29 protein-coding genes are annotated in these 20163 nt (G+C 36.1%); 8 read left to right on the forward strand and 21 right to left on the reverse strand.

Translation table 11 applies throughout. The annotated features are described in order from the left end of the window. Positions 1–9 precede the first annotated feature (9 nt). The 4 genes from nusB to accB form a co-directional block, all read right to left on the reverse strand. Positions 10–402, reverse strand: coding sequence for a N utilization substance protein NusB (gene nusB, locus GFJ36_RS21710; RefSeq protein ID WP_000830244.1), 393 nt, complete (start codon positions 400–402; stop codon positions 10–12). Between the two features lie 347 nt (positions 403–749). After that, positions 750–1142, reverse strand: a complete 393-nt coding sequence (locus GFJ36_RS21715) for an Asp23/Gls24 family envelope stress response protein (protein ID WP_000807630.1) — start codon at positions 1140–1142, stop codon at positions 750–752. A gap of 23 nt (positions 1143–1165) precedes the next feature. After that, a complete protein-coding gene (accC, locus tag GFJ36_RS21720) occupies positions 1166–2518 on the reverse strand; it encodes an acetyl-CoA carboxylase biotin carboxylase subunit (RefSeq protein ID WP_000592872.1) in 1353 nt (450 codons plus the stop codon). A 16-nt stretch (positions 2519–2534) separates the two neighbouring features. Further along, entirely contained in the window at positions 2535–3023 is a 489-nt protein-coding gene (accB, locus tag GFJ36_RS21725; RefSeq protein WP_000472875.1) for an acetyl-CoA carboxylase biotin carboxyl carrier protein, read from the reverse strand. A 470-nt stretch (positions 3024–3493) separates the two neighbouring features. On the opposite strand from accB, the gene GFJ36_RS21730 reads away from it, so the two are divergent. Next, positions 3494–3688: a hypothetical protein gene (locus GFJ36_RS21730; protein WP_002107729.1), complete on the forward strand. Its 195-nt coding sequence runs from the start codon at positions 3494–3496 to the stop codon at positions 3686–3688. Between the two features lie 86 nt (positions 3689–3774). On the opposite strand, the gene GFJ36_RS21735 is transcribed toward GFJ36_RS21730, so the two are convergent. The 9 genes from GFJ36_RS21735 to GFJ36_RS21775 are packed head-to-tail and all read right to left on the reverse strand — an operon-like array spanning position 3775 to position 9296. After that, positions 3775–4431, reverse strand: a complete 657-nt coding sequence (locus GFJ36_RS21735; protein ID WP_088064389.1) for a SpoIIIAH-like family protein — start codon at positions 4429–4431, stop codon at positions 3775–3777. Positions 4432–4446: 15 nt separating this feature from the next. Beyond that, on the reverse strand, positions 4447–5109 hold the full coding sequence (gene spoIIIAG, locus GFJ36_RS21740) for a stage III sporulation protein AG (protein WP_087985167.1): 663 nt from the start codon (positions 5107–5109) through the stop codon (positions 4447–4449). Then, on the reverse strand, positions 5099–5731 hold the full coding sequence (gene spoIIIAF / locus GFJ36_RS21745; protein ID WP_001161039.1) for a stage III sporulation protein AF: 633 nt from the start codon (positions 5729–5731) through the stop codon (positions 5099–5101). Before spoIIIAF ends, spoIIIAG begins: the two co-directional genes overlap by 11 nt. Positions 5732–5743: 12 nt before the next feature. Beyond that, positions 5744–6916 (reverse strand): stage III sporulation protein AE, encoded by a 1173-nt coding sequence (spoIIIAE, locus tag GFJ36_RS21750; RefSeq protein ID WP_000943696.1) that lies wholly within the window; start codon positions 6914–6916, stop codon positions 5744–5746. A gap of 10 nt (positions 6917–6926) precedes the next feature. Further along, the gene (spoIIIAD, locus tag GFJ36_RS21755; protein ID WP_079998460.1) at positions 6927–7310 is read right to left on the reverse strand and encodes a stage III sporulation protein AD; all 384 of its coding nucleotides are present in this window, start codon (positions 7308–7310) and stop codon (positions 6927–6929) included. Between the two features lie 23 nt (positions 7311–7333). Next, positions 7334–7537: a stage III sporulation protein AC gene (spoIIIAC, locus tag GFJ36_RS21760; protein ID WP_000020914.1), complete on the reverse strand. Its 204-nt coding sequence runs from the start codon at positions 7535–7537 to the stop codon at positions 7334–7336. Positions 7538–7551: 14 nt separating this feature from the next. After that, on the reverse strand, positions 7552–8067 hold the full coding sequence (gene spoIIIAB / locus GFJ36_RS21765; RefSeq protein WP_000238693.1) for a stage III sporulation protein SpoIIIAB: 516 nt from the start codon (positions 8065–8067) through the stop codon (positions 7552–7554). Next, positions 8061–8987, reverse strand: a complete 927-nt coding sequence (spoIIIAA, locus tag GFJ36_RS21770) for a stage III sporulation protein AA (RefSeq protein WP_088064391.1) — start codon at positions 8985–8987, stop codon at positions 8061–8063. The genes spoIIIAB and spoIIIAA overlap by 7 nt, the downstream gene beginning before the upstream one ends. A 27-nt stretch (positions 8988–9014) precedes the next feature. Further along, on the reverse strand, positions 9015–9296 hold the full coding sequence (locus GFJ36_RS21775) for a YqhV family protein (protein WP_000816054.1): 282 nt from the start codon (positions 9294–9296) through the stop codon (positions 9015–9017). A 180-nt stretch (positions 9297–9476) separates the two neighbouring features. Here GFJ36_RS21775 and GFJ36_RS21780 point away from each other — a divergent pair, with 180 nt between their 5' ends. Both GFJ36_RS21780 and GFJ36_RS21785 read left to right on the forward strand, forming a co-directional pair. Further along, entirely contained in the window at positions 9477–10055 is a 579-nt protein-coding gene (locus GFJ36_RS21780) for a GNAT family N-acetyltransferase (RefSeq protein WP_097889623.1), read from the forward strand. Further along, positions 10036–10356 (forward strand): hypothetical protein, encoded by a 321-nt coding sequence (locus GFJ36_RS21785; protein WP_097889622.1) that lies wholly within the window; start codon positions 10036–10038, stop codon positions 10354–10356. The genes GFJ36_RS21780 and GFJ36_RS21785 overlap by 20 nt, the downstream gene beginning before the upstream one ends. Positions 10357–10392: 36 nt before the next feature. Here GFJ36_RS21785 and efp read toward each other — a convergent pair whose 3' ends face one another. The 4 genes from efp to GFJ36_RS21805 are packed head-to-tail and all read right to left on the reverse strand — an operon-like array spanning position 10393 to position 13019. Then, complete coding sequence (efp, locus tag GFJ36_RS21790; protein ID WP_000626521.1) at positions 10393–10950, reverse strand: elongation factor P; 558 nt, start codon at positions 10948–10950, stop codon at positions 10393–10395. A gap of 21 nt (positions 10951–10971) precedes the next feature. Beyond that, positions 10972–12033 (reverse strand): Xaa-Pro dipeptidase, encoded by a 1062-nt coding sequence (gene pepQ, locus GFJ36_RS21795; protein ID WP_048562330.1) that lies wholly within the window; start codon positions 12031–12033, stop codon positions 10972–10974. A 4-nt stretch (positions 12034–12037) separates the two neighbouring features. Next, the gene (gene aroQ / locus GFJ36_RS21800; protein WP_000757087.1) at positions 12038–12478 is read right to left on the reverse strand and encodes a type II 3-dehydroquinate dehydratase; all 441 of its coding nucleotides are present in this window, start codon (positions 12476–12478) and stop codon (positions 12038–12040) included. A gap of 52 nt (positions 12479–12530) precedes the next feature. After that, positions 12531–13019, reverse strand: a complete 489-nt coding sequence (locus tag GFJ36_RS21805; RefSeq protein ID WP_000076890.1) for a YqhR family membrane protein — start codon at positions 13017–13019, stop codon at positions 12531–12533. A gap of 244 nt (positions 13020–13263) precedes the next feature. Here GFJ36_RS21805 and GFJ36_RS21810 point away from each other — a divergent pair, with 244 nt between their 5' ends. Together GFJ36_RS21810 and GFJ36_RS21815 are read left to right on the forward strand one after the other, a co-directional pair. Next, entirely contained in the window at positions 13264–14184 is a 921-nt protein-coding gene (locus GFJ36_RS21810) for a DUF1385 domain-containing protein (RefSeq protein WP_097889621.1), read from the forward strand. A gap of 79 nt (positions 14185–14263) precedes the next feature. Next, positions 14264–14665: an SA1362 family protein gene (locus tag GFJ36_RS21815; RefSeq protein ID WP_001014467.1), complete on the forward strand. Its 402-nt coding sequence runs from the start codon at positions 14264–14266 to the stop codon at positions 14663–14665. Here the strand turns inward: GFJ36_RS21815 and GFJ36_RS21820 are convergent. The 3 genes from GFJ36_RS21820 to splB all read right to left on the reverse strand — a co-directional run bounded on the left by GFJ36_RS21820 (position 14662) and on the right by splB (position 16977). Continuing rightward, positions 14662–15324, reverse strand: a complete 663-nt coding sequence (locus tag GFJ36_RS21820) for an HAD family hydrolase (RefSeq protein WP_048546402.1) — start codon at positions 15322–15324, stop codon at positions 14662–14664. The genes GFJ36_RS21815 and GFJ36_RS21820 overlap by 4 nt on opposite strands. Positions 15325–15378: 54 nt before the next feature. After that, positions 15379–15807 (reverse strand): transcriptional regulator MntR, encoded by a 429-nt coding sequence (mntR, locus tag GFJ36_RS21825; protein WP_001143070.1) that lies wholly within the window; start codon positions 15805–15807, stop codon positions 15379–15381. A 144-nt stretch (positions 15808–15951) separates the two neighbouring features. Continuing rightward, on the reverse strand, positions 15952–16977 hold the full coding sequence (gene splB, locus GFJ36_RS21830) for a spore photoproduct lyase (RefSeq protein WP_000802100.1): 1026 nt from the start codon (positions 16975–16977) through the stop codon (positions 15952–15954). Between the two features lie 156 nt (positions 16978–17133). Between splB and GFJ36_RS21835 the strand changes: the two genes are divergently transcribed. From GFJ36_RS21835 to GFJ36_RS21845, 3 genes are all read left to right on the forward strand, one after another. Continuing rightward, positions 17134–17451 carry a PadR family transcriptional regulator gene (locus tag GFJ36_RS21835; protein ID WP_000556083.1) on the forward strand — a complete coding sequence of 106 codons (318 nt, stop codon included), beginning with the start codon at positions 17134–17136 and terminating at the stop codon, positions 17449–17451. A 5-nt stretch (positions 17452–17456) separates the two neighbouring features. Beyond that, a complete protein-coding gene (locus GFJ36_RS21840; RefSeq protein ID WP_141542701.1) occupies positions 17457–18128 on the forward strand; it encodes a DUF1129 family protein in 672 nt (223 codons plus the stop codon). A gap of 200 nt (positions 18129–18328) precedes the next feature. After that, positions 18329–19168 carry a hypothetical protein gene (locus GFJ36_RS21845; RefSeq protein ID WP_000111931.1) on the forward strand — a complete coding sequence of 280 codons (840 nt, stop codon included), beginning with the start codon at positions 18329–18331 and terminating at the stop codon, positions 19166–19168. A gap of 28 nt (positions 19169–19196) precedes the next feature. Here GFJ36_RS21845 and GFJ36_RS21850 read toward each other — a convergent pair whose 3' ends face one another. Then, positions 19197–20033: a lipoate--protein ligase family protein gene (locus GFJ36_RS21850; RefSeq protein ID WP_000514071.1), complete on the reverse strand. Its 837-nt coding sequence runs from the start codon at positions 20031–20033 to the stop codon at positions 19197–19199. Positions 20034–20163 lie beyond the last annotated feature (130 nt).

Below are 20163 nucleotides of genomic sequence, written 5' to 3' on the forward strand. Positions count from 1 at the left end.
TTAAAGAAATTACAGTGTATCTTTTATATTAGATAAAACGCCGTTAATAAAACGACGAGATTCCTCATCCCCAAATGTTTTAGCAATTTCAATCGCTTCGTTAATTGTTACGTTGTGTGGAATTTCTTCCATGTATTTCATTTCATACACAGCTACACGTAAAATACTGCGATCAACAATACTAATACGCTCCAGCTTCCATTTTTTTAAGTTTTGACGAATCGCTTCATCAATTACTTCTTTATTTTCTACAAAACCTACTACAAGTGATTCTAGAAAATCATTTGTTTCTTCACCTTCATCTAGCGTGTTTTCCACCGCTACTTTCGGTTCTAATTCACCTGTAATATCCATTTGGTATAATGCTTGCATAGCTCTTTCTCTAGCCGTCCTACGTTTCATTGTAACTCTCCTTTATGCTTCAAGTCTTTCCTTATGCTTTGTTATATTATTATAATTTATAAGCCGTCAATTCACTTACTCTTACAGTTTTCATTGATTTTCCAACCTTATAATACAATGATAATAACACAATTTATCGTTTCATACACGGGTTACAAGGCTGAAAAATAATAAAAAGATTAACTTCAAGTTCCATATCTTATCACAATGTACGTTTTTTGGAAAAACGAAACATCTTCTTTTTGATTTCTTATTTTTTGAAATAGTATAATAATTAGAGGGTTTTAATTTGTGAAGAAATGAAACGATAAAAAAGATGCCTATGTTACTAGGCACCTTTTTCATTCTTACACTGGTTCAATTTCTGTTTTTTGTGTTTCGAATGTTACGCCAACGATGTGAACATTCACTTCTTTTGGCTCAAGCCCTGTCATTGTAAAGAGTGCCTGGCGAATGTTGTCTTGAATCTTTTGTGCAACAACTGGAATTGCTACGCCAAAATACATTACAACATAAAGGTCAACGATAATATCTTCGTTTGCTAATTCAACCTTTACACCTTTACCATGATTTTTCTTACCTAACTTCTCAACAACATCTGTAGCAAAATTACCACGCATTGCCGCTACACCTTCTACTTCAGCAGCTGCAATACCTGCGATTACTTCAATTACTTCTGGTGCAATTTCTACTTTACCAAGAGTTGTATCTTGACCCATATCTAACATATGTTCAGCCATGAAAAAAAACCTCCTTTAATGTATCACTGCGTCACAAGTTCATGCTCTTCCAAAAACTTCGTATTAAACTCACCTTTTACAAAATCAGGATGATCTAGCAATTGCAAATGGAACGGGATTGTTGTATGTACGCCTTCAATGACAAACTCACTGAGTGCACGCTTCATTTTTGCAATTGCCTCTTCACGTGTTTTTCCGTGAACAATTAATTTAGCAACCATCGAATCATAGAAAGGTGGGATTGAATATCCCGGATATACAGCTGAATCGACGCGAATACCAAATCCGCCTGGTGGCAAGTACATTTCTACTTTACCTGGGGATGGCATAAATTTTTTGGCAGGGTTTTCCGCATTAATTCGGCATTCAATTGCCCAACCATTAAATTGTACTTCTTCTTGCTGTAACGATAACTTTTCTCCAGAAGCAACACGAATTTGTTCTTTAATTAAATCCATCCCTGTTACCATTTCAGTAACTGGATGCTCAACTTGAATTCTCGTATTCATCTCCATGAAATAAAAGCTTTTCGTTCTATATTCATAAATAAACTCAACCGTACCAGCACCTGTATAATCAACCGCTACCGCCGCTTTAACTGCCGCATCACCCATCTGCTTGCGAACATTTTCATCAAGTGCAGGTGATGGACTTTCTTCTAGTAGTTTTTGCAAGCGGCGCTGAATTGTACAATCACGCTCTCCTAAATGAATGGCATTTCCATGTGTATCTGCCATTATTTGAATCTCAACATGGCGGAAATCTTCAACGTACTTTTCTAAGTATACACCAGGGTTCCCAAAAGCGGTACTAGCTTCTTGCTGTGTAATTTGAATTCCTTTTACAAGCTCTTCTTCATGGCGTGCAACACGAATACCTTTTCCGCCGCCACCTGCAGTTGCTTTAATAATAACTGGATATCCAATTTGATTAGCAAGCTCGATCGCTTCTTCGGTATTTTTAATAATCCCTTGTGAACCTGGTACAATCGGAACCCCTGCTTCTTTCATTGTATCACGAGCAACGTCTTTTGTGCCCATCTTTGAAATAGCTTCTGGACTTGGACCGATAAAAATCAAGTTACATTCACGGCATAGCTCTGCAAAATCTGCATTCTCTGCTAAAAATCCGTATCCTGGATGAATAGCATCGCAGCCTGTTAACTTCGCAACACTAATAATGTTCGTCAAATTTAAATAGCTTTCTTTCGAAATCGTTGGTCCTACACAATACGCCTCATCAGCAATTTGTACGTGAAGTGACTCTTTATCTGCTTCTGAATAAATTGCGACTGTTTCAATATCCATTTCTTTACAAGCACGAATAATTCGTACAGCAATTTCCCCACGATTGGCTATTAATACTTTTTTTATCATCACAAAGACTCCCTTATTACGCTTTTACAAGAAATAGCGGTTGTCCATACTCAACAAGCTGTCCATTATTAACAAGAATCTCAACAATTTCCCCATCTACATCTGCATCGATTTCATTAAATAACTTCATAGCCTCAACAATGCATACGATAGAATCTTTTGATACTCTGTCTCCTACACTTACATATGCAGGTGTATCAGGCGAAGATGAAGAATAGAATGTACCTACCATCGGTGATGTAATTTTATGTAGGTTTTCATTTTGAACCACTTTTTGCTCTTCTTGTTTTGGTACTTCCACTTGTGCTGCCGCTACTGTTGTTTCAACTTCAACAGGTGCTACTGGTTGCACGACTTGTTTTGCTACAGGTGCTTGCACCGCAACAACTTCATTACCACGCTTTTTCATTTTGATTGTCGTACCATCTTTTTTGTATTCAAATTCATCAATATTAGAGCTATCAATTAATTTAATTAATTCACGAACTTCTTGAATTTTAAACATGTAAAATCCACTCCCATACTCTTGTTTGTCCCGTTTTTACAGATTATCGTCACTAAAACTAGATTGACTGTAAAAATACGATGTACTCTATTAGAAAATGCATTTCATTTACTAATAGAAATAATTGCTATTTCCATCTTACGATAAATTTTTTAAACATTCCAATTTATATTTCTTTATAATAAATCGAAACTCCTGTAAAAATATTATTCCAATAAAAATTTATTACCTAGTAATAATACCAAGTTTCACACAAAATTGGCAAGACCACTTCTAAAAAAACATTCCTTACTTTTTTCACAATGCTACACAATAAACAAATCATTACCGCTCCACTCTTCACCTCATCTATAGTCAACAACATATTTTTACCAAATATTATTTTTTTGTTTACACACCGTTCATCATTCCTTCATATAAGAATAGTATGTTCAAAGTGTAGAAAATATATCGTATCGAGGTGTGGACATATGATATGGCTCATTCTCTTCTTACCTGCCGTAATGGTCTGGGCATTCGTTCTCTTCATCCACGTCAAATCCGGAAAAAGTAATCATCATTACCATGAACCGCTAATCTTTTACTCACAGCGTATTTCTCCGTTCCGAGTTGAACATAATAAAAACAACTACAAAGACGAAACAGAAAAAAGCTATCGAAAATGATAGCTTTTTTTCTATAACTATTTTCAAACAATCCGATTCGTAAAAACTAATAATCCGCGAGGGATTCCCCCGCGGATTATTAGTTTTTATTTTGTTGGTGGATCAAATTTCACACCTACATCTTTTGATCCGCCTTCACTTCTTACAAGCTGTATAATTTTATTCGCTTCTTTTTGTGAATGCTTTGCTGCTTTCACAGTTACTTTAATGTCAGTTCCATCAGCTCTTACAAGGGCATCTTTATATCCTCCTTGAGACTTAATCACTGTCTCAAGTAATTCTTGCTTCGTTTCCATTGTAGTAATTGCATCAAAATTATCTTTCGCTTTACTCTTTTCTGTTGCTGAAGATTTTGCTGAATTCATCACTTCTTGTAATCTTGATTTTTGTTCACTTAGCTGATCTTCCATTTGCATACGTAACGCTGTGAAATTTTCATCACTTGATTGAACTGTTACGTTAGCATCTTTTTTACTTGTTTCTTTGTTAGCATTCTCTTTTTTGTCTGTTTCTTTATTTGTTTCTTTATTTGATGTTTCCTTGCTTGTATTTTCTTTTTTTGGCGTTTCTTTAGGTGCTTCATTTGTTACTGCTTTGTCAGTACCTTGTTTTTCTTGTCCAATCTTTTCACCTGTTGCCGGCGATGCTGTATTCATTTTGTCAGGAGTTGTTACGTAATAAACAGATAGTACAACAACTAAACTTAACATCGTTAATAGCCAAACCGTTTGTTTTTTTAACACTTTATTTCCTCCCTATCAATTTTTCGGTGAAACTGAAACGCGATGGGCTGGTACATCTAGCAGCCGTATGACAGCTTCTTTTACCATCGCTTTAACTTGTATATTATCCACTCCCTTTGCTACGACAAGAACACCTCGCACTTTCGGTTTCTCTGTTCGTAAAACAACGGGAGTTTCTTTATCCCCTTCACGTATAATGACGGTCTTTTCATCAAGGGACTCATCTTCTACTTTCCTCTGACCGCCTGTTTTATCTGTTTCACCTGTTGTTTGTGAACGTTTCACTGTATTTTTTTCTAATATTTTTTCTTCAGATGAATCTAAATTTACTTTAATCGTTACATTTTTTACTCCCGCTATTTCTTCTAAAGCTGCTTTTAATTCTTGTTCATACGCTTTTTCATACTTTTCTACATTTGACATACTATCATTATTTTTTTGTCCAAAAGTTGGTACGTCTTTTTCTTGGTTTTGCGTTTTTTGTTCTTTAAATACAGGTACTTCTTCTTTTTTACTTGAAAAAAGACTACTAGAAAACATAAGCAAAATCCCAAGTATGAGTAGGACAAGTAAAAACTTAGGTGTTATCTTTTTTCCCTTCTCATTGCTTTCTTTTTCATCCCCATTCAATAAGTTTCGAAAAAATGAGAACTTCGAATTTTTATCTTTATTGTCCATTTACTCTACCTGTCCTCCCTTCCATTTGAACTTGGATTTGTTTATTCTCTAGTTGCCATCTGCTTGAAAAGAAATCTTTCATTTCCACATTCGTTTCTTCTACTTTTTTCGGAGGTTCCTTCGTGTTAATTTCAACTGGTTTTACTGTTTCGATTGCATCATTTTTACTACGTTCTTTTTCTTTCAACGTCACAACAACAGTTTGAATATCTTTTGCTGACTTTACTTCCGCTGTACTTTCCGCTGCGACTATTTGTATTTCAGAGACTGTCATACCATACTTTTTCTCGAATTCTTTTCCTACTTCTTTTTTCATTTTGGTAGCCATCTCTTCTAAACTATATGCACGTGTTAGAGCTTGTATTTCTTTTTTCTTCGAATCTATTGAATTTTTTACAGATCCTTCTGCTACGTACTTCTCTTCATTAAAATTTGCGATTACTTCATTCACATCTGTTTGCAGTAGTTTAAAAAGAGGCGTTAAGATTAAAACAACTAATAATAGACTTACAACGAATTTAACGTACTTTTGCAAATTTGAATTTGGAAGAATAAGATGAAGCATTGTCGCTAAGAGTAAAAAAACGATAATATTTCTAATCCACTCTGTAACAAATTGCATACCCTTCACCTCCTACCGCATCATAAGTGTAATGTTCCCCGCAGCAATAATAATTGTGATACTTAAAAAGAACATAAATGATACGATAGCTAAGCAAGCAAATACATAAATGATGCTTCGCCCGATAATATCTAAACATTGAATAATTGCTCCGCTGCCAACTGGCTGTAATACTGCTGCTGCGAATTTATAAATAAACGCGATACAAAAAATTTGAATCGCTGGAAAAGCAACAATTAAGCATAGAATGACGAGCCCGATAATTCCGACTGTGTTTTTTAATAATCCCGATGCACTAATAACAGTATCCGCCGCCTCTGTAAACATTCTTCCTACTACGGGAATAAAGTTCCCTGTTACAAATTTAGCAGTTTTCACAGCTATTCCATCAGCAACAGCTGTCGCTGTTCCTTGTACAGATAATACCCCTAAAAAAATCGTTAAAAAAATACCGATAATCCCAACGCTAACATTTTGCAGAAGCTTGGACAATTTCGTAACTTTATATTGATCACTCATCGTACTTACAATACTTAATATCGTTGCAAGTAATAAAAGTGGTAGAACGATATAATTCATCAAAAGCCCGCTCGTGTTCATTAAAAAGATGATAATCGGATGAAAAAACGATACAGATACAACACCACCTCCAGTTGCTATGAGTGCAAGCAAGATTGGCAATAGCGCTAATATGAAATCTACCATTGTTTGTATCGTTTCTCTTGCATATGTCATGACGACATAAAAACTATTTAAAGCGAAAATAATAAGTACCATATATACAACTGCATCCGCAATTTTACTTACACTACTCTTTGAAAATGCAGATTGCAGTGATTGCAACAATGCACTAAAAATTGTAAGCATAATGAGCGTTCCCAGCAGCTTCCCATTTGCAACAAGCTCGTGAAATAAATACTTTAATAAACCTAGCATCCACTCTTTTATAGAAATTTCTTTTTCTCCCTTTACAAACTCCATAAAACTACCTTTTTGACTCTCTGGTAAATAACCTCCATATTTTGTAACAAGCCCGTCCCAAAATTGCTTCACATCTTCAATTCCGAGCTTATCCAATTGTTGATCAACGACGTTTGTTTCTACAGGAGAAGCTTGTACAACAACCGGTAAAGAAAAGAAAAGGAAGCAAGCAAATAGCAGCTTAGCTCCAAACCCCCTCAACATTCACTCCCCCTTATCCCGTCGGTAAAAATCCGAGAATAGTTTCAATGACAACCGTCAAAATAGGAATCGCCATTACTAAAATCAAGATTTTTCCAGCTAATTCAATTTTCGAAGCGATTGCCCCCTGCCCTGCATCTTTTGTAATTTGTGCTCCAAACTCAGCAATATAAGCAATTCCAATAATTTTTAGCAACGTTTCTACATATACGTTGCTAACTTTTGCTTCACTCGCTACTCTCTCAATCATTTGTAAAATAGAGTGAATTTGATCAATTAAAAGAAGAAACATCACGCTACCTACGAACACAATAAATAACGACGTAATGCTAGATTTATGCTGATTCAATACAGCTGCTAAAAACGTAGCAACGAGGCCTAATCCGACAATTTGTATAATTTCGATTCGAACCGCCTCCTTTACTGGAAGAGAAAGACACTCTTAATCTTGTCGAATAGCGTATTAATTAAAAATGCCACATGAAATAAAATAACGACAAAACCGACAAGGATAACCCAATTTGCAATATCCTCTCGCTTTAATTCTTTTAGTACGGTATGAATAAAAGCTAAAACAATGCCGATTCCGGCGATTTGAAATATTAATCCAACATCAATGGACATCGCCTTTCTCCCTCCTATAGCAGTAAAATTACGATAAGTAGACCCGCTAGTACCCCTAAGCTCTTGATCATTTTTTCGTATTGCAGTTGTAATGCTTTCGCTTCCTCTTCTTCTCTCTCTAAATGTGTAATACATAAGCGAATATGTTTTTGTTGTGATTCTCGATCATGTTGTCCGAGCGTTTCGCCAAATTGCTGCAAAATTTCGTACTCAGTTTGTTGAAATGCTGTTAGCTTCCAATTTTCTTTCAAACTATCTATCCAAGCTTCTCTTACTGTTTGTTCTCCGCCTTCTAGCCTTCTAGCAAAACTTTGAAATATCCAATTTAACGGCTTAGGCATTTGTTTCACTAATCGCTCGGCAGCTTCAGACAAAGGTGTGTGCCCATACATAATTTCTGCCTCTAATGATTGAAGTGCCGCTTTTAATAATCTAAGTTGCCTTGGTCTCTCACTGTATCTTTTAGCGTATGAAAATCCGAAAAAGGTGCTGACCGCAACGATTAACACTGCACCAAATATTTTTACCATACGCCCTCAGCCTTTCTATGAGGTAATACCGATTTTCCATATTTATCTTTTACTTGCATAACTGTTCCTGGCCCTCTTGCTTTTGATAGCTCCACAAACCTATCAAATATACCGAGCTCCAGCACCGCTTTTAGTGATGGACGTTTCACAACATCATCATAAGAAAATCCATGTGCGCTTATAAAAAGCTGAACCCCAGCATGCACCGCCTCCATAATTGCTTCACTATCTTCTTTACGTCCAATTTCATCTACAATCAAAACATCTGGACTCATAGAACGAATCATCATCATCATTCCTTCAGCTTTTGGACATGCGTCTAACACATCTACTCGTGTGCCGAAGTCATATTGCGGAATACCTTTCACGCAGCCTGCAATTTCTGACCGCTCATCAACAATCCCCACTTTACAAGAAGGAATTTTCGAAGCACTTACACCTTGACTCATGCAACGTGCTACATCTCTTAAAAGTGTTGTTTTCCCCGTTTGCGGTGGGCCAATTACCATCGTGTTTAACCATCGTGATTCATACAAATACGGCAAAAGTGGTTCAGCAATTCCTATTTTTTGACGAGCGATACGAATATTAAAGGAAGAGACATCTCGAATCATTTTCACTGCGCTTTTTTCTGTAATGACTTTTCCAGCTAAGCCGATTCTATGTCCTCCTCGAAGTGTCACATACCCACGTTTTAATTCCTCTTCCATCGTATAAATTGAGAATTGACTTAACTTATTCAATAAGTAAATGGCATCCTCTGCTGTAACGATATAGTCATAAAAAAACACTTCGCCATGAGCAATACACTCTAGCGGTCTTCCAATTCGAACACGAATTTCCTCTAGAGCATCGTATTGCTTACAACTTTCCACTAGCTGCTTCATCGTTTTCGGTAAAACTTCTAATACTTCTTTCATCAGCTTCTCCCCACTATACTCGACTTACTATTTCAACAACGCGATAAAAATGCAGCCAATTCCAAGCGCTAGAAAAAAGAGTTTCAAGAAAGAAATCTCACTTGCTACACTCGCTATGCCTATTGTCATTGTTAAAATTAATACGGTCGGTCCAACAAACGCCAACATACCATTTATAAACAATGCTTTCTTCGCATCATTCACATAAAGCATAAGCAAAGCGGCGAATATTTCCGCGCTACCTGAAAACAACCGAAGTAACCCCATTACAAGCACGGATGTTTCCATTGCCGCTAGCCACTGTTTCATTCTCCCACCTTCTCCCATAACGGTTACTATTGCTACATTCCAAAAAAGAATATATTTGTACAACCATATGCAGGGGTTGTCTATTTCAGAATTAAAAACATAACTTTTCTCTAACACTTTTATTAAATCTGAATATTCCTATTATTTTATGGTATATTTAATTTAAAAGGGGTATAGACGATGCAACACGTTACTTTAGTACCACTCGATTTACGCTATGCAAATGTGATTTTCAAGCTATCAAGTGATCCACACATAAAAAATGCATTAGGAATAAAAGTAGAAAAGATCGAAGACACGAAAGCATTTCTTCTTTTCGCAATAGAAGAAGAGCGCCAAAAGAGGTCTTTATCGAGAATGATTGTAAATGAAGAAAACGAAATAATTGGTCTCACCACACTTAAACATATTAATTATGAGAAGAAACAATCTCACATTGGTAGTTGGCTCGGCTATCCATACTGGGGAAAAGGATATAATGAGGCTGCTAAAAAAGAAATCTTTAAAATTGCTTTTTTGGACTTACAACTTTCCTACGTATTTGCTGGAGCTAAAACGAATAATGTCCGCTCGTTAAAAGCACAAGAAAAACTGCCTTATATTTCATTGCATGTGGAAGATAGATTCCCTGGTGAACATTCTGCCTTAGAGAATGAAGTAAAATCTTCTTGTGTACTACATGTCGTGTCACGTGAAAAATTTCTAAATTGGCTAGACCTACAAAAGGAGAAGGAAAAATATGAAGGTAGTAAAAATTAGTTTAACAGTCGTAGTAGAATTAGCTCTTATTTATCTTTTTTCAAAATTGGTCGGTTGGTCATTTATGGAGACCTTTTTCCTTGGTAGTTTAGCGATATTTGCAATTATGTGGTTAATTATTATGAATACTCATAGAAACAACATTACGGATCACGCAATAAGTAAAACACTGACTGGCGTTGAGACTGGCGAAATAAAACCATTTCAAATTGTTTTCACTCCATATATGGCGGGTACTCTTTCACTTATTTTAGTTAGTTTTATTATCACTGCTATTTACTATCTACCCTATTTCCTATAAAAAAAAGCACTCGTGATGATCACGAGTGCTTTTCTACTATGCACGAGAAACGTATTTACCTTCACCAGTGTTGATGATAAGCATTTCGCCTTCGTTAATGAAGATTGGTACTTGTACAACAAGACCAGTTTCTAATGTAGCTGGTTTTGTTACGTTAGAAGCTGTATCGCCTTTAATACCAGGCTCTGTTTCTGACACTTTTAATTCAACTGTGTTCGGAAGTTCAACACCAAGTACTTCATCTTGGTATGTCATAATAGATACTTCCATGTTTTCTTTTAGGAATTTAAGTTCGCGCTCGATTTGGTTTTCACCAAGTTCGATTTGCTCGTAAGTTCCGTTATCCATAAATACGTGAGACTCACCGCTCGCGTATAAGTATTGCATACGACGGTTTTCGATGTGTGCTTTTTCTACTTTTTCACCTGCACGGAATGTTTTCTCTTGAACAGATCCTGTGCGAAGGTTACGTAGTTTAGAGCGAACGAATGCAGCACCTTTACCTGGCTTTACGTGTTGGAAATCCATTACTTGCCAAAGGGCATTGTCCACTGAAATTGTTAAACCTGTACGAAAATCGTTTACTGAAATCATGTAAAAAAATCCTCCTGTATATTACAAAATAATAAGTTCTTTTGGTGATTTCGTAATTACTTCATTACCTTCACTTGTTACAATGATATCATCTTCAATACGTACGCCGCCAATACCTGGAATATAAATACCTGGTTCTACTGTTACAGCCATTCCTGGTTCAAGTACTGTATCAGAACGGAACGCTAAACCTGGTGCTTCATGGATTTCAAGACCAATTCCATGACCAGTAGAGTGTCCAAAGTATTCACCATATCCTTTTTCCGTTATGTAATCGCGCGTTAACGCATCCGCTTCACGGCCTGTTAAACCAGCTTTAATACCGTTCACACCACGTAATTGTGCTTCTAAAACGATATTATAAATTTCTTTCAATTTATCAGATGGTTCACCAACTGCAATCGTACGAGTAATATCAGAACAATATCCTTTGTAATAAGCGCCGAAGTCTAATGTAACGAAATCTCCTGTTTCTATCACTTTTTCAGATGCCACGCCGTGCGGTAATGCCGAACGAAGACCTGAAGCAACGATAATATCAAACGAAGAAGATGTTGCTCCTTGTTTTCTCATGAAAAATTCAAGTTCATTTGACACTTCAATTTCAGATACTCCCGGGCGAATGAATGATAGAATATGTTCAAAGGCAGCATCTGCAATCTGTGCAGCTTCCTTTAATATCTTAATCTCTGAATCAGTCTTTATCAAGCGTAACTTTTCTACAAGCCCAGAAGTTGGGATAAATTCAGCATCGATTACTTCTTTATGCGCTGAATAAGAACTATATGTAAGAGTATCTTGCTCAAAGCCAAGCTTTTGAATTCCCAGTTCCTTCACTTGCTTTGCAACTTCATCAATGATTAATCCTGCATGCTGTACAATCTCATATCCAACCGCTTGTTTACTAGCCTGCTCTACATAACGGAAATCTGTAATAAATTGAGCACGATTTTTCGAAATCAGTACAACACCAGCTGTTCCTGTGAAGTTAGCCATATATCTACGACTATGTTCATTTGTTAACAAAATACCGTCAATACCAGCCTCATCAAATGCACTTCTTACTCTTTCGATTTTCTCCATTACTTTATGCCTCCCTCAATTTCTCCATTAATGCAAATAACGCTAACTTATAGCCATAAAAACCAAATCCAACAATTTGTCCCGCACAAACAGCTGCCGTCACAGATTCGTGACGGAACGACTCACGCTGGTGAATGTTAGAAATATGTACTTCAATAACAGGAATCGAAATGCTCGCAATTGCATCTCGAATCGCATAGCTATAATGCGTAAATGCTCCAGGATTTAAAATGATCCCTTCATATATATCTTCCGCCTCATGAATACGATCGATAATCGCACCTTCATGATTCGATTGGAAACATTCTAACTCCACTCCCATTGTTTCTGCTTCTTGCTTCATATCTGCTTCAAGTGTCGCTAGCGTGCCCTTTCCATATACATTTACCTCCCTGACACCGAGGCGATTTAGGTTAGGACCGTTTACGAGGAGTACCTTTTTCATATGTTTAAAACTCCTTAATATTAAATATCTATACAACATTTTAACATAGGAGTCACTTATTTGAATAGTTTGTCTTCTCTTCCCCTTCTCGCTCAGCTTTATTGGTATTTACTGCGTAGGAAACAGAGTATGCTATAAACACACCATACAATATAAAAATACATATCGTCGTCACAATTGTTTCTTTCGGTAAATGGAGTGCACTTTTAATGGCAGGCGCTATTAATCCCATTCCGAAAAATAGTAACGCCCACCAAAATAGCCCATAAATCATCCCTGGAATAATTCCTTCAAACTTTGCCAAAAACGCTTTATACAAAAAGGCAATTAAAATCGAAAGTAGTCCCATACAAACAATTCCTGACACATTGCCCCATACCCCTTCTTTCCAGCTTCCAAAGGCAAATGGTAAAAGTAAATAGTTCGGTCCTGCTTCCGTAAATGAAAATATATGAAGGAAATACCATATCCCCCCCCAAAAGATTCCACCAAATAAACCAATTTGTACAAAATTCCTTGTTCCTAATTGTTCTTGACTCACATCGACACCTCCGCTCAATAGTATGCCCGAAACTATTTTGAACCATGTTTAAATACTGCGAAATTTGTCTATAAAAAGAATAAGAAATGTCCGACTCTCGTAACATTTTTCCTTGTCATATACTTGTATTTGTCGATAAAATAAAGGAAACTCGGTGATTGTCTTATTTCAAAATGACAGAACCCAGTATGACAATTGCCTCTTTTTCTACATAAGAGAGAAACAAATACAGGTTGGTGTTAACATGGCAGAAGAGTCAAAACAAATATATGGCGGGCAAGCAGTCATAGAAGGAGTTATGTTTGGCGGTAGAGAATATACTGTTACAGCGGTTCGTCGTAAAGACAAATCGATTGAATTTTATCGATTACCACGCGTTCGTAATAAAGCATTATCTATCCTGAAAAAAATTCCATTTTTACGAGGGATTGCCGCTATTTTGGATGCAAGTGCGAATGGAGCAAAACATTTAAACTTTGCTTCAGAACGATTTGATGTCCACCCAGAAGAAGACGAACAAATTGCAAATAACAAAGAAGAACAATCGAAATTAACGATGGTATTAGGAGTTGCAGCAGTTGGCGTTTTATCTTTCATATTCGGTAAAGTCATTTTCACAGCAGTTCCTGCACTACTAGCTGAATTAACGAGACCGATTTTCCCTTCTCATACAGGGCAAATCATTGTCGAAAGTGTCATTAAGCTCATGCTATTATTGAGCTATATATACTTTATTTCTTTAACCCCACTTATTAAGCGGGTATTTCAGTACCATGGTGCGGAGCATAAAGTAATTAATGCCTATGAGAATAATCTTCCAATGACTGTAGAAAATGTTCAAAAACAAACTCGCCTTCATTATCGCTGTGGCAGTAGCTTTATTATATTTACAGTCATTATTGGAATGTTTGTTTATTTCCTTGTCCCTACAGATCCACTTTGGGCCAGAGTCGTAAACCGAATTTTATTAATTCCAGTCGTTCTCGGCATTTCTTTTGAAGTGTTACAATTTACAAATCGATTACGCGATATTCCAGTATTACGCATACTTGGATATCCCGGATTATGGCTGCAACTATTAACAACGAAAGAACCAACAGATGATCAAGTGGAAGTAGCCATTGCATCGTTTGAAGAATTATTACGTTTAGAAAACAAACAATAATTATTTAAAATTGGTGTTCAACTCCTTTCCTCATCGTTAATATACTAATTTTAATATATGTTTTTAGGAGGTGTCCCTTATGAACGGTCGTTCGTTTACATTCGCTATAGTTATGCTTATTATCGGATTAGCAATATTCGGCCTTGTCTCATCTGTCATTACAAATCCAATGGGTGTATTAAGAAATATTGGGTACATGTTACTTGTTGTCGGTATCTTTTATTTGCTATACAAGATGTTTACAAATTCTAGTGGTTCTGCAAATTCGCAAAGCTCTTATAAGCGTGCAGCGAAACAATCGAACCGCAAACATGGGAAACAAAATGTAGCACCCCTAAGCAATTCTTTCTTGAAATCAAACGCTTCTAATGACAAAGGTAAGAAAGGCGCTCCTTCCACTTTGAAGCGAAAAAGAAAACAATCTCATTTAACTGTCATTGAAGGTAAAAAAAACAAAAAGAAAGACCGTGCTTCCTTTTAGGAAATACGGTCTTTTTTTATATTTTGTAGTACTTCTTTCAAACTTTTATCTTTCATACTTTCAATTCGAAGATGATGATTTTCAAATGGTAAATTCCGTGTCACATCATTAGGTACAACAACGCACTTTAATCCTGCTGCAATCGCTGCTTTTAATCCGTTTAACGAGTCTTCAAATACAACAGCTTCAGACGGATCAATCCCTAAATCTTCTATCGCAATTCGATAAAGTGCTGGATCCGGTTTTACCTTCTCAACATCTTCCCTTGTTTTAATGACTTCAAAATAATCTCGAATTTGTAGCTCTTCCAAAAAAGAAGTAACCCATTCTCTAGATGAACTGGAAGCTAATGCGATTTTCAATCCCATTTCTTTCGCTTCCTCTAAATATTCTTTTACCCCGTCACGAGCTTCTGGTATTTTCATTTTCTCTTTATGTAAAGTTTTCACTTTTTCTTTTAATGCATCCTTGTTAAACTTCTCTTTTAATTGCTCATTTAAATATGCATATAGTACATCATCTGTCGTTCCAATACATTTTGCAAATTCCTCTAAAGGTAACTCCCCACCGTACTCACGAACGGCGTCTCTGAAAGAGTGAAACCATATTGTTTCTGTGTCCACAATTAATCCATCAAAATCAAAAATAATTGCTTTCATAATTTCCCCATCCTTTTCGGTTGAAATAAAAAAGGAAACGACATACGTTCCCCCTTAATTACTTTTCTCTTCATTTGCTTTTTGAACGCCACGAAGTGTTTCCACTCGAATCTCATCTTGTTCAAAATATTGCACTAGATCACCGATGCGGTCAATTGCTTCCCAACTTAAATGATGTTCAATTCCTTCTACATCATTGTAAATTTTACTTTCATCCAAACCGATAATACGCATAAATTGCTCTAGCAAGTCATGACGGTATACGAGACGCTCTCCGATTTTTTTACCTTTTGATGTTAATACAAGCCCTCTATATTTTTCATAAATTAGATATTCATCTTTGTCTAATTTTTGCACCATTTTTGTTACAGAGGATGGATGTACACTCAGCGCTTCAGCAATATCAGATACGCGGGCATAACCCTTTTCATCAATCAACAAATAAATTTGTTCAATATAATCTTCCATACTAGGGGTAGGCATCGGTTTCCTCCATCCAATTTCATTTTGCTCATTCCGTACGAAGCAATCAATAAAATGATACACCAGAAAGAATAACGTGACAAGTTGAAAACAAGCCTAAATATTTAAAAGAAAAAAGAACTTGCATTCCAATACAAGTTCTTTTCATGTAAAATATTGAATTTCTGCGTTAGGAAAAAAGTGATGAATATATCCTCTAATCGTTTCTTCTAATACTTCTGCATCATCTTTTTTATATACGTATTTCCCGATGCCATATCGTCCCCATTTATATTTGCGCTTCTCTTCATCCATTTCAAGCTTCGTATTCGGATAACGCTCTTGAATGACCTTTTTTGCTGGTTTTGTAAAGCGATGTTGAATTAATTCAAATGTTAAATTCGGTATCGACAAATCTTTTAGCGCATTGTACAGTCGCTCAAATAGTTCACGGTATCCTTCTTCCCATCCTTCATGCATATAAAGTGGCGCAACTATAAACCCAAGTGGATAACCCGCGCCCGCTACTTTACGAGCTGCTTCAATTCGTTCTTCAAAAGGTGATGTCCCCGGCTCAAAATTTTTGATTACATACCGTGAATTAATACTAAATCGAAAACGAGTTTTCCCATTATGTTTTGCATCTAATAAATGATCAACGTGCGAATATTTCGTAACGAAACGTAAACGCCCATGCTCACTTTCTCCAATGAATTCAATCGCCCGCTTTAATGCATGTGTTAAATGATCAATTCCAACAATATCTGATGTACAAGCCGCTTCAAACCTTGTTATTTCTGGTGCTCTTTCATCCATATACTGCTTTGCCTTCTCAAATATTTCATCAAGATTGACATACACGCGAACGTAAGGCTTACTCCCAAGTGTTGTTTGCAAATAGCAATAATGACAATGTCCCATACACCCCGTTGCGAGCGGGATTGCATATTCAGCTGACGGTTTTGACGTATCAAACTTTAATGTTTTCCTCACCCCAACGACAAGTGTTGCCTTTGCATTACGATACTTTTGCAAGTCATTTTCACCTGGCAAATTTCTAATTTGATTATGGGATGTCGTTTCACGAATTTCTAATCCCATCTTCGTAAACTTCTCATACAGCTCTTTTCCAAGCGGATATTCGAGTGCCTTCGGTTCAAAGTAAACGAGTTTTGGCATAAATGGTTTCATATACTTCCCTCCTCTCGTTAGTATGGGAAACGATGAAAAATTAACACTCATTAAAGTTTTCCACTTCAGTAACTTGCGTTGCAAGTTACTGAATGTTATAATTTGGATAACAGCTACCTTGCAACGCAAGTTACCTGAGTAAAAGGTGGTGAAATCATGCACAGCCAAATGTTAAAAGGTGTGCTCGAAGGTTGCATCCTATACATCATTTCACAAGAAGAAGTGTACGGATATGAACTGAGTACAAAATTAAATAAACACGGATTTACATTCGTAAGCGAAGGAAGCATATATCCGTTATTGTTACGTATGCAAAAAGAAAAATTGATTGAAGGAACATTAAAAGCCTCCTCACTCGGTCCAAAACGTAAATATTATCACGTAACCGATAAAGGATTAGAACAGCTTGAAGAATTTAAACAAAGCTGGGGAATGGTTTCAACAACGGTGAACAATTTATTACAGGGAGAGTGATGAGGATGAATGCGCAAGACATGATTAAATTGAACAACAAAAAACGCGAACTTCTAACACCTGAAAATGAAGTTGTTTATAGCGATATGTTAGTTTATCTTCGTTTATCTAACGTGCCAGAACAACAAGTAGAAGAACTATTACTAGAAATATTAGACCATCTCATCGAAGCACAAACAGAAAATAAAAATGCTTATGACATTTTTGGTGATGACTTACAATCTTATTGTGATGAACTCATATCGGCTTTGCCGGTTCAAACAATGTCAGAAAAAACTTCTTTAATCGGCTTTGTTATTAGCTTACTTCTCGCTATACAGTTTGGAATGGACACCATTGCTTCTCTTTTCATTTTCTTTTTTGAAAAGAACACCGAAATAATAAGTCCACCTTTTAGTATCCTTGGAACTACTTTGTCGGTTTCAATAATTATACTAGGTATACTATTCATTTTATATTTATTAAAGCGGTACTCCTTTGATCAGAAAATGAATTGGAAAAGAAGAATTCTATTTGGATTCGCATTTGCTATCCCATTTTGTTCCGCTATATTCTTAAATATTTATTTTAAAAAACAACCTTATCTCATTTATCATCTAACCTTTTGGCAAAACGCCTTAATCGCTATCTTATTTTTTGTTTTATATAAATTACTATATAAAAAATCAAATTTTTAACAGCCTTTCAAAAGGCTGTTTTTCTTCTGTCTAATTTTACAAATTGAAAAATTTCATAAAGAAAATAAGAAAAATGCAAAATAATTAAAGTTAATTGTTGACGTGATGCTTTTATTATCGGTATCATAAATCTTCGTGAGCAATTATTTTTCGTTATACGATTTTTTTATTATTACTGAATTTTTGAGAGGAGAAATTAAATGTCAGTTAAGAAGAAAACGCAAGTACGCACCGGCAAAATGGTACGTGAACTAATGTTAGCAGACGAAGATGTAAATGCTTCGCTAATTATGGTATATAGTGAAAACGGTGTAAACGCAGAAATTAAAATCGAGGGCTTAACGCCGAAATGTAACGAAGAATTATTTTTGAGCGGAAACGTGGATTGGAACAAGAGTGTTATTTATAAAATTGTTGATTTCACTGGGAACGCTGAGGTTGGTAAAGTTACATTAACAGCGATGAACAAAAATAATGTTTCTCTAGAAGTTGAACGCGTTATGTGGAGCAAAGAAAATAAAGAAGCTGCTGAGCAAGAAGAAACTGTTGTAGAAGCTACTCCGAAAAAAGAAGTAGTTGTAGAAGCTCCAAAAGCAGTTACACCTGCTCCAAAACCTGTTACGCGAGTAGAAACACCTGCAGCATCTAAACCTACTCCGGTACCGACACCGAAGCCAGTAAGTGTAGAAGCAGCTGTGGAATTATCTACTCCAGCACCTGTGAAAAAAGCAGCACCAACTCCAGTTACAAAGCAAGAGACAGCACCGGTCGCTCCTGCAAAACCGAAGCAACCTGCTTTGACTGAAACAAATACAAAACTACAAGAAAATTATGTGAAACTTGTGAAAAAGACAATTGAAGTTTGTCAAGATTACGAGCTTGGCATCGACATAGATGATTCTATTGAAAGCTTAAAAAAAGAACTACAAAGCCAAGGTATTAGCGTTACATTTGACAAAGAAATTATGGACGTTGTAAATCGCCTTCGTTCTTTACAAGATAAAGGAATCAAAGTAGAAAAAGTACTTAATTTACTATAAAATAATAAGAGGTGGCAATTGCCACCTCTTATTTTTTATAATTCCATTCCTTACTCTCATACTTCTCTTTTGCTAATGTTTGCACTTCATGTAACTGTTCTTCTGTTAATTCATACGGAACAAGCTCTACATCTAATCCTTTTTCAAACCCAACCTCAAACGCTTTAATTAACTGTTCAATTGTAAACGTACGGTCTGTTAATTCATTAATTGCTACCGCTTTAGAAGAGAACATACTCTTCATACGCTCTTTTACACGTTCATTCGGGAATAAAAACAGATCGTATAATTCATCTAAATCTATTTCTAACGGAATCGATCCGTGCTGTAAAATCACACCTTTTTGACGTGTTTGAGCACTACCTGCGATTTTTCTTCCCTCTACTACAATTTCATACCAAGATGGTGCATCAAAGCATACTCCTGAACGTGGATTTTTTAAATTTTCACGGTCTGCTTCTGTTTTTGGAACTGCATAATATGCTTCTAATCCTAATGCCTTAAAACCGTCTAATAAACCTTGCGAAATAATACGATACGCTTCTGTAACTGTTTTTGGCATATTTGGATGATCTTCAGACACAATAACACTGTACGTTAATTCTTTATCATGTAGTACACCCCTGCCGCCTGTTTGACGACGAACGAATCCATATTTCTTTTCGTTAACTACATCCATATTAATATCTTTTTCAACACGCTGGAAATACCCAACTGTTAATGTTGGTACTTCCCATTCATAAAAACGAATGGTTGGTGGCATTTTCTTTTCACTTTGCCAATTTAATAAACATTCATCTAACGCCATATTAAATGCCGGTGAACATTGACCAGAGTTAATATAACACCATTTTTCTTTTCCCATCCTGCACCTCATATAACCAATTATTTTTCACATTCTCTAGTCTACCAAATTCGACAAAATTTGTGAAAGAATACGAAATTTCTTCTTATATGCAAATGAATCTGTTGCATAAATACATACGGGCATTATA

The organism is Bacillus sp. EE-W1 (assembly GCF_009760835.1).
GTDB lineage: Bacteria > Bacillota > Bacilli > Bacillales > Bacillaceae_G > Bacillus_A > Bacillus_A wiedmannii.

Excerpts from the sequence above, each read along its gene's own strand:
- pepQ (WP_048562330.1), bottom strand. The coding sequence starts at position 12,033 with ATGGAGAAAATCGAAAGAGTAAGAAGTGCATTTGATGAGGCTGGTATT.
- accC (WP_000592872.1), bottom strand. The coding sequence starts at position 2,518 with ATGATAAAAAAAGTATTAATAGCCAATCGTGGGGAAATTGCTGTACGA.
- GFJ36_RS21730 (WP_002107729.1), top strand. The coding sequence starts at position 3,494 with ATGATATGGCTCATTCTCTTCTTACCTGCCGTAATGGTCTGGGCATTC.
- accB (WP_000472875.1), bottom strand. The coding sequence starts at position 3,023 with ATGTTTAAAATTCAAGAAGTTCGTGAATTAATTAAATTAATTGATAGC.
- GFJ36_RS21815 (WP_001014467.1), top strand. The coding sequence starts at position 14,264 with ATGAACGGTCGTTCGTTTACATTCGCTATAGTTATGCTTATTATCGGA.
- nusB (WP_000830244.1), bottom strand. The coding sequence starts at position 402 with ATGAAACGTAGGACGGCTAGAGAAAGAGCTATGCAAGCATTATACCAA.
- spoIIIAA (WP_088064391.1), bottom strand. The coding sequence starts at position 8,987 with ATGAAAGAAGTATTAGAAGTTTTACCGAAAACGATGAAGCAGCTAGTG.
- GFJ36_RS21780 (WP_097889623.1), top strand. The coding sequence starts at position 9,477 with ATGCAACACGTTACTTTAGTACCACTCGATTTACGCTATGCAAATGTG.
- spoIIIAF (WP_001161039.1), bottom strand. The coding sequence starts at position 5,731 with ATGCAATTTGTTACAGAGTGGATTAGAAATATTATCGTTTTTTTACTC.
- GFJ36_RS21785 (WP_097889622.1), top strand. The coding sequence starts at position 10,036 with ATGAAGGTAGTAAAAATTAGTTTAACAGTCGTAGTAGAATTAGCTCTT.
- GFJ36_RS21820 (WP_048546402.1), bottom strand. The coding sequence starts at position 15,324 with ATGAAAGCAATTATTTTTGATTTTGATGGATTAATTGTGGACACAGAA.
- GFJ36_RS21810 (WP_097889621.1), top strand. The coding sequence starts at position 13,264 with ATGGCAGAAGAGTCAAAACAAATATATGGCGGGCAAGCAGTCATAGAA.
- spoIIIAE (WP_000943696.1), bottom strand. The coding sequence starts at position 6,916 with ATGTTGAGGGGGTTTGGAGCTAAGCTGCTATTTGCTTGCTTCCTTTTC.
- mntR (WP_001143070.1), bottom strand. The coding sequence starts at position 15,807 with ATGCCTACCCCTAGTATGGAAGATTATATTGAACAAATTTATTTGTTG.
- GFJ36_RS21840 (WP_141542701.1), top strand. The coding sequence starts at position 17,457 with ATGAATGCGCAAGACATGATTAAATTGAACAACAAAAAACGCGAACTT.
- spoIIIAC (WP_000020914.1), bottom strand. The coding sequence starts at position 7,537 with ATGTCCATTGATGTTGGATTAATATTTCAAATCGCCGGAATCGGCATT.
- GFJ36_RS21850 (WP_000514071.1), bottom strand. The coding sequence starts at position 20,033 with ATGGGAAAAGAAAAATGGTGTTATATTAACTCTGGTCAATGTTCACCG.
- GFJ36_RS21845 (WP_000111931.1), top strand. The coding sequence starts at position 18,329 with ATGTCAGTTAAGAAGAAAACGCAAGTACGCACCGGCAAAATGGTACGT.
- efp (WP_000626521.1), bottom strand. The coding sequence starts at position 10,950 with ATGATTTCAGTAAACGATTTTCGTACAGGTTTAACAATTTCAGTGGAC.
- aroQ (WP_000757087.1), bottom strand. The coding sequence starts at position 12,478 with ATGAAAAAGGTACTCCTCGTAAACGGTCCTAACCTAAATCGCCTCGGT.
- GFJ36_RS21715 (WP_000807630.1), bottom strand. The coding sequence starts at position 1,142 with ATGGCTGAACATATGTTAGATATGGGTCAAGATACAACTCTTGGTAAA.
- GFJ36_RS21775 (WP_000816054.1), bottom strand. The coding sequence starts at position 9,296 with ATGAAACAGTGGCTAGCGGCAATGGAAACATCCGTGCTTGTAATGGGG.
- splB (WP_000802100.1), bottom strand. The coding sequence starts at position 16,977 with ATGAAACCATTTATGCCAAAACTCGTTTACTTTGAACCGAAGGCACTC.
- spoIIIAB (WP_000238693.1), bottom strand. The coding sequence starts at position 8,067 with ATGGTAAAAATATTTGGTGCAGTGTTAATCGTTGCGGTCAGCACCTTT.
- spoIIIAG (WP_087985167.1), bottom strand. The coding sequence starts at position 5,109 with ATGGACAATAAAGATAAAAATTCGAAGTTCTCATTTTTTCGAAACTTA.
- GFJ36_RS21835 (WP_000556083.1), top strand. The coding sequence starts at position 17,134 with ATGCACAGCCAAATGTTAAAAGGTGTGCTCGAAGGTTGCATCCTATAC.